Genomic DNA, 12976 nt, shown 5'->3' on the forward strand with positions numbered 1-12976 from the left:
GCTCTTTTTAACGATGAGATCCGTCCCACACATCTATAATTGTTACTTTTGAGACAGCCTCTTGATTTTATTCTGCACGCGCTGTAAGTTTGGCTACCGCGAATCTCTCAAGACTTTTATCCTGAGAGGCTCAGGTCAATCCATTTTAGCTTTATGCTAAATCCTCAATATTCAGCAATGTTCGTCAGAACAGTTACTTATAATCTTTTTCGCCAGCAATATAACCGAATCGATGCGGCGCTTCCAAGAGACTCATGACTGCACTTATCGTATAATCATCCAACCCATTCAACCATGTAATAACCTTAGCCGCTTTCACTGTAAGCCCGCGACCTACCAAAGCTTCTACTGATTCTGTTGTAATCTCCATAACAACTACTCTCCCATGTTCTTTGATATTCAAACTTGCCGTCACAAGGCGGCTACAAATTCACCTTCATTATCTATTAAAGCAGCCCAAATTACCGCTTTTTATTTTGCTCGCATTTGTTGCAGGATAATTCCTCAAAAACGCCGCTGTTGTTCGATGCCTCTTTGCAGTCGTAGTCAGCATCTTCAAAATTGACTGATCCATCGAAATTTTCTTTAGAGTAAGAAATTTAAACATGTGACATTCGGTTAATCCCCTCTCATGTTCTTCGATATTCAGACCTTCTCATAACGTGAACTCACTAAAGGGAAAAGAAATAGACCGCTAGTGAAAAAAGTAGCGGTCTATTGTACATGGCGTAGATGTTACTAGCATCTGCGGCTTTTCTTATTTTTATAGATCAACCAAATTATTCATTTAAGTCTATAGATGAAGCTAACATAAATCTTCGAAGAGGAGGATTTCTTATATGGCTAGGATTCACAAAATTCCTTCAAAGAACGAACAGGGATTTAAGTGGGTTTGCGTAGCCGATGGCCCCCGATCCCGGTAACAGGTAAACGGCAACAAATAACGCGGCGCAGACCTAAAGAATCAACCCTTTGATACCCACAAAACAATATGAAAGAATATGAGCTCCCCCCACCTAAAACGGCTGGATCTATTCGTACCTTTAACATCGATGAGAGTGTGTTTGAATTGTTGAAGCTTCCTCAAAAGAAACAAGCTAAATTCAAAATGAAACATCGTCAAGATTTTGAGAATTTCCATGATAAGCATTTTGTATTCTACCGTGATAACGGATACCCATATATTCAAAAAACAATTTTGAACCGAATGCATCGGATTCTTAAGAAAACGTCAATTACCAAAGAAGCGACTCCTCATATTTTCCGTCATACACATATCAGCATGCTATCAGAGGCAGAGGTTGACCTCAAAACGATTATGCGACGCGTTGGGCATGATGACCCTGAAACAACAATGAAAATTTACACGCATGTCACGAAAAAAAATGAAAAAAGATGCTGATCAAAGATCAAAATCCATTTCGGAGACATCCTTGGAACCCTCAATTTGCAAGAAATGTGATTTTTTTGTGATTTAAATTTAAAACGGGCCCCCGAAGGAGCCCATCATTACAGTGTTTATAATGGTTCTGGCGAACGACTTACATCATGCCGCCCATTCCACCCATGCCGCCCATATCAGGCATGCCTGGTTTGTCTTTTTCAGGCTTGTCAGCGATGACAGCCTCAGTTGTCAGGAACATAGCCGCTACGGAAGCTGCGTTTTGCAGTGCGGAGCGTGTTACTTTCGCAGGGTCAACGATACCTGCTTCGAACATGTTTACCCACTCGCCGGAAGCTGCGTTGTAGCCGATGCCGACTTTTTCGTTTTTCAAGCGCTCAACGATGACAGAGCCTTCTTGACCAGCGTTAGCTGCGATCGTGCGAACTGGCTCTTCCAGGGAGCGCAGGATGATGTTTACGCCTGTTTGCTCGTCGCCAACAGCAGTAACCTTAGCTACAGCGTTGTATACGTTCACAAGGGCTGTACCACCACCAGAAACGATACCTTCTTCAACAGCTGCGCGAGTTGCGTTCAGAGCATCTTCGATGCGCAATTTGCGCTCTTTCAGCTCAGTTTCAGTCGCTGCGCCAACTTTGATAACGGCTACGCCGCCAGAAAGTTTAGCCAGACGCTCTTGCAGTTTTTCTTTATCGAAATCGGAAGTGGTTTCTTCCAATTGTGAGCGAATTTGAGTTACACGTGCGCCGATGTCTTTTTTGTCGCCAGCGCCATCAACGATAATTGTGTTTTCTTTCGTTACGCGAACTTGACGCGCGCTACCCAGTTGCTCTGGTTTTGTGGACTTCAGATCCAAACCAAGCTCTTCTGTGATCACTTGACCGCCAGTCAGAGCAGCGATATCGCCCAGCATGGCTTTACGGCGATCGCCGAAGCCTGGAGCTTTAACAGCTACGCAAGTGAATGTTCCGCGAAGTTTGTTCACAACCAAAGTAGCTTGTGCTTCACCTTCAACATCTTCAGCAATGATCAGAAGTTGTTTGCCGGATTGAACCACTTTTTCAAGAACAGGCAAGATCTCTTGGATGTTCGAGATTTTTTTGTCAGTGATCAGGATATATGGGTTATCAAGGATAGCTTCCATTTTATCTGTATCAGTGATCATATAAGGGGAAGTGTAGCCACGGTCAAATTGCATACCTTCTACAACTTCAAGTTCAGTAGCGAATCCTTTGGATTCTTCAACAGTGATAACACCGTCGTTCCCTACTTTTTCCATAGCTTCTGCAATCAATTGGCCTACTTCATCGTCAGCAGCGGAGATGGAAGCTACTTGTGCGATGGATTGTTTGCCTTCGATTGGTTTTGCGATAGCTTTCAGCTCTTCAACAGCTGCTTTAACCGCTTTGTCGATCCCTTTGCGGATAACCATTGGGTTAGCACCTGCTGTTACGTTTTTCAGACCTTCGCGAATCATCGCTTGAGCCAAAACAGTTGCTGTTGTCGTACCGTCACCGGCTACATCATTTGTTTTTGTTGCTACTTCTTTAACGAGTTGAGCGCCCATGTTTTCGAAAGCATCTTCAAGCTCGATTTCTTTTGCGATCGTAACACCGTCATTGGTGATGAGCGGGCTGCCGAATTTTTTCTCAAGAACAACATTACGGCCTTTAGGACCGAGGGTTACTTTAACAGCATTTGCTAATGCATCAACCCCACGAAGCATCGCGCGGCGTGCATCTTCACTGAACTTAATATCTTTTGCCATGAATAGGAAACCTCCTCTAATTTAGAACATGTACATAGTTAAGTAACAAAAACGGAAAAACTAAGTAGACTGCAAAACCCGAAACTATATCCTGCTAAATTAGGCTAATACAGCGAGAATGTCGCTTTCGCGCAAGATCAACAGTTCGCGGCCTTCGTATTTCACTTCAGTTCCAGCGTATTTGGAGAAAATGATGCGGTCGCCTTCGCTTACTTCAAGCGGAACGCGTACGCCATCTTTCAAAGCGCCTGCGCCAACGGCTACAACTTTACCTTCTTGCGGTTTTTCTTTAGCTGTATCTGGCAGCACGATGCCGCTTGCAGTCGTCTCCTCTTTCGCAACGGCTTCAATGATTACTCGATCACCTAACGGTCTGATCATGGAAAATAGCCTCCTTTAGAAATTGGTAATGGTAGTGTATGTTACATTATTAGCACTCGAATGTGTTTAGTGCTAACAACAATTCTTATGATACTCATTCTGGGAGTAATTTGCAAGTCCTTTTACACATTTTTCATTCTTTCCGGCACCCCCCTCATTGTATCCAAATGAAATGCAAATATTCTTCCATCTAAAGAAAAAACAGTCTGCATCCTGTGCAAACTGTTTGCTCATTTAGCCCCAAACTCCCGTTCCCATTCTGCGTCTTTCAACAGCTGCTTACGGTAGATGAAGCCGGACATAAATACGCTAAATTCATACAAAATAATGAGCGGAATCGACACCAAAATCGCTGAAATCGCATCCGGCGGTGTGATGACCGTTGCGAGAACAACCATCAGCATATAGGCATATCTTCTGAACTTATGAAGCCGCTTCGGGTTCAACAACCTTATTTTTGTCAGAAACATCACCACAATCGGCATCTCGAACACAAGCGCGAGTGGCAAAACGATATTGAACATAAAGGAAAAATATTGGGCAGCGCCGTACATTTCCGTAATTTCAAGGCTTTTGCTAATCGAAGTGGTAAAGTAAAAGGCCATCGGAAATACGACGAAATAACCAAAAGCTAAGCCAAGCAAAAATAAAATGAACGCATAAGGGACGTAAAGGATCGAAGCCCGCTGCTCCACTTCACGCAGCCCCGGCCTCACGAACGCCCAAATATGGTACAGCGCAACAGGCAGGGTAATTAGCAGCCCTACAGCCAAGCCGAAATTCATATACAGCCGCAGTGCGTCCCATGGCGAAAAAACATGCCAGCCAATCGTATCGGCTGGTGGAATGTTTTTCAAATATCGGATAATCGGTTTGGCAAGCACTAGGCCTCCCACCATGCCAATGACCAATACGATCATTATCCACATTAGCCGCTTGCGGAGCTCGGTAAGATGCTCCACGAGCGACATTTCTTCGTTCGTTGTCATGTTTCACCAACCTAATATGGGATCTTTGAGCCAAGCTCAAAGCTCCTTATTGTGAATCGAGCTTAAATCAAGAACGCGCCTTAGTCCGGCAGCCGCCGCGTTGCACTCGCAGGTGCCGGCTCAGATGCCGCCGAGGAAAGTTCATCTTCCGGCGCGGCCGTATTCTGTGATGCGGCCGGCGTCTCAGCTGGCGTCTCGGCCGCCGGCTCTGCGAGCGGCGTTTCGCTCAGCAACTCGCGCGTGCCCTTCTTGAACTCCTGAATCGTGCGCCCCAGTGTGCGTCCGATCTCAGGCAGCTTTTGAGGGCCGAACAGGATCAAGGCCACAATGGCAATTAATAAAATCTCGGTGAAACCGATATTTTGAAACATGGAACTTCATCTCCATCGAATTAGCATTGATAAAATCCACCGTAGCCCATCTCGGTAATGTCGCTGCGTACAATCTCTTCTCCCGCGCAGATACGCGGGAGAAGCACGTCAAAGGACGTGTACGGGTCGTGCATCACGCAACCCGGCAGGCCCATGATCGGCACATCGCCCAGATAGCCGATCATCAGCATCGAGCCCGGCAGCATCGGCGTGCCGTAGCTGACAACCCTTGCGCCGGCCATCTTGATCGCGCCTGGCGTACGGTCGTCGGGGTCCACGGACATGCCGCCCGTGACCAGGATCAGATCCACGCCAATCGCTTGCAGCGCGTGGATCTCCCGAACAATCGCTTCGCTGTCGTCGGACACGAAGCGTTGGTCTATCACCTCGGAGCCGAGCTGCGCGACCTTCTCCTTCACAACGGGGCCGAATTTGTCCTTGATTCGCCCCTTGAACACTTCGCTGCCGGTCGTGATGACGCCGACGCGCAGCTTGCGAAACGGCTTCACACTAACCACAGCCGTTCCTTTCTCTCGCAGCTCAGCCGCAAGCCGCTCGACTTCGACAATTTTCGCTTCCTCGACGATCAGCGGGATGACGCGCGTGCCCACTAATGATGCGCCGGGCTGCACAACCGCGTTCGAGCGAATCGTCGACAAGACGATTTGATCCACGCCGTTCACCGTATCGACGAATGCCTTGCCGATCTTCACGAGTCCGTGGATGGATGACTTCACGTTCACCTTGCCTTCATGAGGCTCGGTCAGCGTTACGTTCTCCCCCTGTATTGCTCTCGCCATGCGCTGCGCGGCTTCATCCTCATGCAGAAAGCCTGGCTGCAGCTCCATGACATAAATATGCTCTTTGCCAATGCTGAGCAGCGCAGGAATATCCGCTTCCGTCACCTGATGGCCTTTTCGAAACAAACGTCCTTTAAACTCGCCAGGCAAAATTTGCGTAAGATCATGCGGCAAAATCATGCCGATAGCGTCCTCCACTTTAACCTCGCGCAGCATAGCATCCAATGCTGGCTTCATCCATGATCACCTTCTTTGCCCGTCAAAATGCCGAGCGCATGCGGAAGCTGATCGATAATCGCCATTAAGTTCTCCTGAACACCCTTCGGACTGCCGGGGAGGTTAATAATCAATGTGCGTCCGCGAATACCGGACACTGCTCGCGATAGCATCGCTTTCGGCGTCTTCTGCATCGATACCATCCGCATCGCTTCAGCAAAACCAGGCGCAACACGATCAACCACATTGAGCGTCGCCTCAGGCGTGACATCTCTAGGTGCGAGTCCGGTGCCGCCTGTCGTCAAAATCAGATCCGCCTGATAATAATCGGTCATTTCTATTAATGAAGCCATAATCTCATCCATTTCATCTGGAACAACCCGGTATTCAATGATTTCGCCTTGAATTTCCTCTTCAATCAGCTCGCGGATTACCTGAGCACTGGTGTCTTCTCGTTCTCCTCGGTAACCGCGGTCACTGGCTGTCAAAATAGCAACTTTCCAGTGCATCCTTGTCACCTCTCCTTTTATACCTGAATGAGATAACCTTATTATGAATCATTTCGTTGGAAATCCCCGTTTTTGCCCCCTGTTTTGCTGATCAGCATCGTGGAGCCGATAACCATATCCTTTTCTACTGCTTTGCACATGTCGTAAACCGTTAACGATGCGGCGGACACGGCAGTAAGGGCCTCCATTTCAACACCGGTAGGACCTGTTGTACGCACAGTAGCTTCTATGTAAAGTTCATTGTTGCCGTTATCGCTGAATTGAATATCGATGCCTGTCAAGGCAATGGGATGGCACATCGGAATCCAGTCTGACGTTTTTTTGGCAGCCATAATGCCTGCCACTTGAGCAACGGCGAGCACATCGCCCTTTTTCATTTTGCCCAACTTGATTTTATCGAGTGTTTCACTTTTCATGAGCAAGGTGGAACGCGCCGTTGCGGTACGCTTCGTTTCCGTTTTTTCCGAAATATCCACCATCCGCGCTCTTCCTTGTTCATTGAAATGGGTCAGTCCCCAGGAATCGCTCAACGCACTCACCTCTCTCTAAACTTGTTCGGATTTAAAAATCATTTTGCTCTCTGTGATTAATCCATCTACCCGGAAATCATGCCATGACGAAGGCACCGCGGAAATCAATTGAAGATCAAAAGCCGCCGCTACCGACAAAGGCCTCTTCAACCCGCGCGCTGCAAACAACTGCATGAACCGGTCATAAAATCCGCCGCCGTATCCGAGCCTCCCAAAGTCCATGTCAAATGCGAGTCCAGGAACAACAATCATAGAGATTCGCGACAAATCATTCTCAATGGGCCCACCGCTGCGCGGCTCCCTAATTCCATAAGCTCCGCTTTCCAGATCTTCATAGCTGCTCACGATATGCAAATCCATCGTCTTCGTTTTCGCTACAACTTTCGGCAGCAATACACGAATTCCCTGCTGCCAGCACCATTCCATGAACGGAGCAACGTCAGGTTCGGACCGAAAAGGCATATAAGTCATTAAGGTAGGGGACTGGAAATCAGGTCCGTGCGATTGTCCTAGCAGCCGCTCCGCAGTTAGCTTGACCACTCTTTCATGAATCCGCTGCTGTTTCAATATTCGATCTTCATTCGTTAAGGAGGCGCGCTTTTCTTCCATCTGCTTGCGCAATTCAATTTTCTGCTCCCGGATGTTCATAGCTGCTCAGCCCTTCACTATAAGAGGAGTTGTTTCCCCCATTTTAACATAAACAAGGAAAAAAACTATACTCGTACGACAGGCACCAGTAGAATGCGCTCTACAGCGCCATTAAATTGTTCACATATGATTAGCAACAGTCCTGATAGTAAAGGATGCTGGGGGATGAATAAGCCTTTTACGATCATACCGCGCATGGTGTATACTAATGAATTAATGGGTTTTTGACCGCTGTTCCGGCGGAGTTCTTAATGCTTTCATTACAAGGCAGGAGGTAGCAGAGCAAATGCTTTTGCAGGTTTCTAATCTTTCAAAAAGCTATGGAGTTCGCTCCATTCTATCCAATATAACGCTACAAATTGAAAACAAGGAACGCATCGGGTTGGTAGGTGTGAACGGCGCGGGCAAGTCGACATTGCTGCAAATCATTGCGGGCGAGCTTTCTTATGACAGCGGCGATTTGTTTAAAGCGAAAGAAACGAAAATAGGCTATTTGAAGCAAAATAGCGGACTGCATACAGAAAAATCTATTTGGGATGAGTTATTGGGCGTATTCAGCTCCTTACTGGAGACAGAGAAGGAGCTTCGTGAGCTGGAAGCGCTTATGGCAGACCCGGCTCTGGCTGCCGATGAGAAAAAATACGAGTCCACGATGAACCGTTATGCCCAAAGATCTGAATGGTTCCGCGAACATGGCGGCTATGAGATTGAGGCCAAAATCCGCGGTATTCTCCACGGTATGGGATTCGGGCAGTTTCCGCCGAACACGCTGGTGCAGACGCTAAGCGGCGGGCAGAAAACAAGACTGGCCCTTGCCAAGATGCTGCTCGAAGAACCAGATCTGCTTATGCTGGATGAGCCGACGAACCATTTGGACATTGCAACGTTAACTTGGCTGGAAGGTTATTTGCGCGGCTATCCGGGCGCGATTCTCGTTGTATCTCACGACCGCTTTTTCCTGGATGCGCTGGCAACCTCGATCTATGAAATCGAGCGCAATGCCTCCAGACGATACACGGGCAATTACTCCCGTTTCATCGAAATCAAAGAAGCTAACTATGAAACGGAAATGAAACAGTATGAGAAGCAGCAGGATGAAATCGCCAAGCTGGAGGATTTCGTCCAGCGCAACATTGTGCGCGCCTCTACGACCAAAAGGGCTCAAAGCCGACGCAAAACACTTGAAAAAATGGAGCGGCTCGACAAGCCGATGGGCGATTTGAAGCGAGCTTCGTTTTCTTTCGAAATTGAGATGACCTCAGGCAAGGAAGTGCTGCAGGTTGATCGGTTGGCACTCTCCTATGACGGGAAGAAACGTTTGCTCGACAATGTGTCCTTCCAACTGCGCCGCTCCGAAACGGCGGCTTTGATCGGGCCGAACGGTGTAGGTAAATCCACCATGTTGAAGACCTTGATAGGGCAGCACAAGCAGGACGAAGGCACCTTCAAATGGGGAGCAAACGTTACGATTGGCTACTACGATCAGGAGCAAACGGGGTTGAATCCCGCGAACAGCGTGCTGGAGGAAGTGTGGAACACCTACCCGCACCTCGAGGAAGCGCGCATTCGGACTGTCCTTGGCAGCTTTTTATTCAGCGGCGAGGATGTGTTTAAGAAAGTTGCTTCACTTAGCGGCGGTGAGAAAGCCCGCGTTGCTTTAGCGAAGTTAATGCTGCAAAAAGCAAATGTACTCATTCTGGATGAGCCTACCAATCATCTTGATTTATATAGTAAAGAAGTGCTGGAATCCGCGTTAATGGATTATGAGGGCACGCTGCTCTTCATCTCCCATGACCGGTATTTTCTCAATAAAATGGCGGAAAGCATGCTCGATCTGAAGCCTGATGGCATCACCAGCTATTTAGGCAACTACGACGACTATGTTGAGAAAAAAGCGGAGCTTGCCGAAATGGAAACCAAACGTCTTGCTAAAGAGGCGGAAAAGAAGTCAGCTAGCAGCGCGGGCAGCGCACCTAGTGAAAAGAACGAGCAAGCTGGCGGAACCGGCAGCTACGAAGCCGATAAATTGGCGAAGCGCGAGCAGCGCAACCGCCAACGCAAAGTTGAACAGCTCGAGCAGGATATTGCCCGGCTGGAGGAGGAAGTGACCCTTCTTGAGGCGGAACTGGCTGATCCGGCTGTCTATAACGACTATGTCCTCGTACAGGAGAAGACAGCCTCTGTCGACCAGAAGAAAGAGCAGCTCGCTGCTTGTTATGAGGAATGGGAGACACTGCTTGCTTAGCGTAAATAGAGAGAACCTTCAATCTCACGTGGATTGAAGGTTCTTTTAGTATATGGATGGCCGTGCCGAATGGGAGCTGATCTGCGCTGTAAGGGTTCATCTGACTGGGAAATCTAGTCTGTAGTGGTGTTTTTGAACCTTTCAGCAGGGATGGCTGCGCCGATGGGAGCTGCTCTGCGCTGTAAGGGTGTTTTGGGGCGCTACGCTCTCATCTGACTCGGAAATCGAGTCTGTAGCGGTGTTTTTGACCCTTTCAGCAGATGATGGCGTGCCGAATGAGAGCTTCACTGCGCTGTAAGGGTCTTTTAGGGCGCTACGCTCTCATCTGACTCGGAAATCGAGTCTGTAGCGGTGTTTTTGGCCCTTTCAGCAGATGATGGCGTGCCCGATGGGAGATGATCTGCACTGTAAGGGTCTTTTGGGGCGCTACGCTCTCATCTGACTCGGAAATCGAGTCTGTAGCGGTGCTTTTGAACCTTTCAGCAGGGATGGCGTGCCGAATGGGAGCTGCTCTGCGCTGAAAGGGTGTTTTGGGACGCTACGCTCTCATCAGACTGGGAAATCGAGTCTGTAGCGGTGCTTTTGACCCTTTCAGCAGATGATGGCGTGCCGAATGGGAGCTGATCTGCGCTGTAAGGGTCTTTTGAGGCGCTACGCTCTCATCTGACTCGGAAATCGAGTCTATAGCGGTGTTTTTGAACCTTTCAGCAGATGATGGCGTGCCGAACGGGAGCTGATCTGCGCTGTAAGGGTCTTTTGGGGCGCTACGCTCTCATCTGACTCGGAAATCGAGTCTGTAGCGGTGTTTTTGGCCCTTTCAGCAGATGATGGCGTGCCGAATGGGTGCTGACTTGCGCTATAAGGGCCTTTTGGGGCGCTACGCCCTCATCCGACTCGGAAATCGAGTCTGTAGCGGTGTTTTTGACCCTTTCAGCAAGTGATGACATGCCCACTGGATGCTGATCTGCGCCAAATGGAAGGCAGGAATGGTTGTTGGTAGTGTGGTTAACAGAGTATCGGGTATTCTCTGTCCACATCACCCTTACGTCGATAGTCTCTTGATCTGCTTTTGTGGACAACTCCCACAAAAAAATAAAGATACCCACAGAACACTAACAAATACGGCGTTATAGTTGATGCTCCGCATATTTTTGTCTACAGCCTTTTTCTCTCCGTAGGAAAACGTCCCCGCTGCCGGATTGTTCCGAAAATTTACGGGACGTCTATTTTTACTTATTCACCTATTCACAACGTTATCCACAAAGAAAGAGAGGCATAATCTGCCTCTCCATCAGTGTTTTTTCCCTTTTCCACATTTTTATCCACATTATCCACAAAAACCTGTGAAAAAGTTATTCTTTTTCTGCCGCTTATAAATCCGTTGATAAACGTGGGTTTACACTAGTTATACACATTGTACACAGGGGGTGTGAATAACTTTGCACACATGCTGTGTATATATCTAAGTTTTCTTACAATTCAACTTAGGAAGCGGGAGCAGCCTCGGCTTCAGTAGCTTCATTGCCTTGCATGCGCACCGCTTGGTTGCAAGCCAACACGAATGCCTTAGCTACAGCGATCAGGATATCTTGATCAATTCCTGTATTTTTGTAAGTTTGACCGTTTACCGAGACAGTGACTTCTGCTTCTCCGGTTGCTTTTTCGCCTGTGGATAAGGAATGCAGTTCCAGATCGGAGAAATCCACGTCCATCGGCATCGCCTGTCTGAGACTCTGGATAATCGCTTCAATCGGACCTTCGCCCGTACCCGAATATGTTTTTTCCTCGCCCGTCTGATTGTTGCGTACTGAGACCGATGCGACACGATCCCGGTCGCTGCTGCTCACGACCTGCACATGCGACAGTGTAAAAGCCTCCATTTGCCCTTCAACCGTTGAGCCCACCAGCTCCATCAGCTGATCGTCGGTGACGATTTTCTGCTCATCAGCTTTCTCTTTGAAACGTGTATACAGAGTTTCCAGCTCTTCGCCTGTCAATTGTACGCCGAACTGTCCGACTCTATGCTTCAGCGCGTGGCGGCCCGAGTGTTTGCCCAGAATGATCATGGAGCGCGGGATTCCCAGCTTCTCTGGATCCATAATTTCGTAAGTATTGCGGTTTTTCAGCAGTCCGTCCTGATGAATGCCCGCCTCATGCTGGAATGCGTTGCGTCCAACGATTGGTTTGTTATACGCAATGGGGAAACCCATAATTCGGCTGACCATTTTGGATGTATTGAACACCTCGCCAGGGACGATGCCTGTTTCCACTCCCATCGTGTGTTTGCGCGTTTCGATGGCCATGACCAGCTCCTCCAGCGAGCAGTTGCCCGCGCGTTCCCCGACGCCGTTCACGGTTACTTCCACGTGCGTGACACCTGCCGCGATAGCAGCCAGGCTGTTTGCAACCGCAAGACCAAGGTCGTTATGGCAGTGCGCGCTGTACTCGACGGTGTCTCCGCCTCTGACACTTTGTCTCACGCGGCGGAACATAGCGCCGTATTCTTCAGGGAGCGCGTAGCCAACCGTGTCAGGGATATTGAGGATCGTAGCTCCCTCTGCAATAACCGCCTCTAGCACCTCGAAGAGGAATTCGTCCCCTGTCCGCGTTGCATCCATTGGCGAGAATTCGATGCGATCCACGAATTGCTTGGCGTAAGCAACCATCGAACGGGCCATTTCGACGACTTGCTGGCGCGATTTGCGCAGTTGGAAGTCCAGATGGATGTCCGATGAGGACAGGAACATGTGAATGCGGCGCTGCGCCGCGTCTTCCGTCGCTTTGACAGCCGCGTCGATGTCGTCCTTAACGGCACGGGCGAATCCGCATATTTCTATGGCCTGCAGTTCGCGTGAAATTTGCTGAACCGCTTGAAAATCTCCAGGACTGGAAATCGGAAATCCTGGTTCAATAGTGTCTACACCCATTTTGGCCAGCTGTCTGGCGATGCGAATTTTCTCCTCTGGGTATAGGGATGCGCCCGGCGCCTGTTCGCCATCTCTCAGTGTCGTATCGAAAATGCGAATGCGTCTGTAATTGTTGTTTTCCATCGTTAATTCCTCCTCGAATTGGTGCGAACCTTCATGGTTTCGCTTCTTTCACTGCCTAGCCACGCAA

Annotated in this window: 12 protein-coding genes; 2 read left to right on the forward strand and 10 right to left on the reverse strand. The window is 48.7% G+C overall.

Annotated elements, in window-relative coordinates; translation table 11 throughout:
* Nucleotides 1–193: 193 nt before the first annotated feature.
* A complete protein-coding gene (locus tag ABRS97_RS22195; RefSeq protein ID WP_367818016.1) occupies nucleotides 194–370 on the reverse strand; it encodes a hypothetical protein in 177 nt (58 codons plus the stop codon).
* Between the two features lie 621 nt (nucleotides 371–991).
* On the opposite strand from ABRS97_RS22195, the gene ABRS97_RS22200 reads away from it, so the two are divergent.
* Nucleotides 992–1402 carry a tyrosine-type recombinase/integrase gene (locus ABRS97_RS22200; RefSeq protein WP_367818018.1) on the forward strand — a complete coding sequence of 137 codons (411 nt, stop codon included), beginning with the start codon at nucleotides 992–994 and terminating at the stop codon, nucleotides 1400–1402.
* 139 nt (nucleotides 1403–1541) lie between these two features.
* Here the strand turns inward: ABRS97_RS22200 and groL are convergent, their stop codons facing one another.
* From groL to ABRS97_RS22240, 8 genes are all read right to left on the reverse strand, one after another.
* Complete coding sequence (gene groL / locus ABRS97_RS22205; RefSeq protein ID WP_367818020.1) at nucleotides 1542–3170, reverse strand: chaperonin GroEL; 1629 nt, start codon at nucleotides 3168–3170, stop codon at nucleotides 1542–1544.
* Between the two features lie 99 nt (nucleotides 3171–3269).
* On the reverse strand, nucleotides 3270–3551 hold the full coding sequence (groES, locus tag ABRS97_RS22210; protein WP_028553854.1) for a co-chaperone GroES: 282 nt from the start codon (nucleotides 3549–3551) through the stop codon (nucleotides 3270–3272).
* A 230-nt stretch (nucleotides 3552–3781) separates the two neighbouring features.
* Nucleotides 3782–4540, reverse strand: coding sequence for a twin-arginine translocase subunit TatC (gene tatC, locus ABRS97_RS22215; RefSeq protein WP_367818022.1), 759 nt, complete (start codon nucleotides 4538–4540; stop codon nucleotides 3782–3784).
* 80 nt (nucleotides 4541–4620) lie between these two features.
* On the reverse strand, nucleotides 4621–4911 hold the full coding sequence (locus ABRS97_RS22220) for a twin-arginine translocase TatA/TatE family subunit (RefSeq protein ID WP_367818023.1): 291 nt from the start codon (nucleotides 4909–4911) through the stop codon (nucleotides 4621–4623).
* A 20-nt stretch (nucleotides 4912–4931) separates the two neighbouring features.
* Nucleotides 4932–5948, reverse strand: a complete 1017-nt coding sequence (locus ABRS97_RS22225; protein ID WP_367818025.1) for a molybdopterin-binding protein — start codon at nucleotides 5946–5948, stop codon at nucleotides 4932–4934.
* The gene (gene mog / locus ABRS97_RS22230; protein ID WP_367818026.1) at nucleotides 5945–6436 is read right to left on the reverse strand and encodes a molybdopterin adenylyltransferase; all 492 of its coding nucleotides are present in this window, start codon (nucleotides 6434–6436) and stop codon (nucleotides 5945–5947) included. The genes ABRS97_RS22225 and mog overlap by 4 nt, the downstream gene beginning before the upstream one ends.
* A gap of 41 nt (nucleotides 6437–6477) precedes the next feature.
* Nucleotides 6478–6966: a cyclic pyranopterin monophosphate synthase MoaC gene (gene moaC / locus ABRS97_RS22235; protein WP_367818027.1), complete on the reverse strand. Its 489-nt coding sequence runs from the start codon at nucleotides 6964–6966 to the stop codon at nucleotides 6478–6480.
* A gap of 15 nt (nucleotides 6967–6981) precedes the next feature.
* Nucleotides 6982–7614, reverse strand: coding sequence for a 5-formyltetrahydrofolate cyclo-ligase (locus tag ABRS97_RS22240; RefSeq protein WP_367818029.1), 633 nt, complete (start codon nucleotides 7612–7614; stop codon nucleotides 6982–6984).
* A 286-nt stretch (nucleotides 7615–7900) separates the two neighbouring features.
* Here ABRS97_RS22240 and ABRS97_RS22245 point away from each other — a divergent pair, with 286 nt between their 5' ends.
* Nucleotides 7901–9859, forward strand: coding sequence for an ABC-F family ATP-binding cassette domain-containing protein (locus ABRS97_RS22245; RefSeq protein WP_367818030.1), 1959 nt, complete (start codon nucleotides 7901–7903; stop codon nucleotides 9857–9859).
* A 1484-nt stretch (nucleotides 9860–11343) separates the two neighbouring features.
* Here the strand turns inward: ABRS97_RS22245 and ABRS97_RS22250 are convergent.
* Entirely contained in the window at nucleotides 11344–12909 is a 1566-nt protein-coding gene (locus tag ABRS97_RS22250; RefSeq protein WP_367818031.1) for a 2-isopropylmalate synthase, read from the reverse strand.
* Nucleotides 12910–12976: the final 67 nt, after the last annotated feature.

The organism is Paenibacillus tabacirhizosphaerae (genome assembly GCF_040812395.1).
Lineage (GTDB): Bacteria > Bacillota > Bacilli > Paenibacillales > NBRC-103111 > Paenibacillus_E.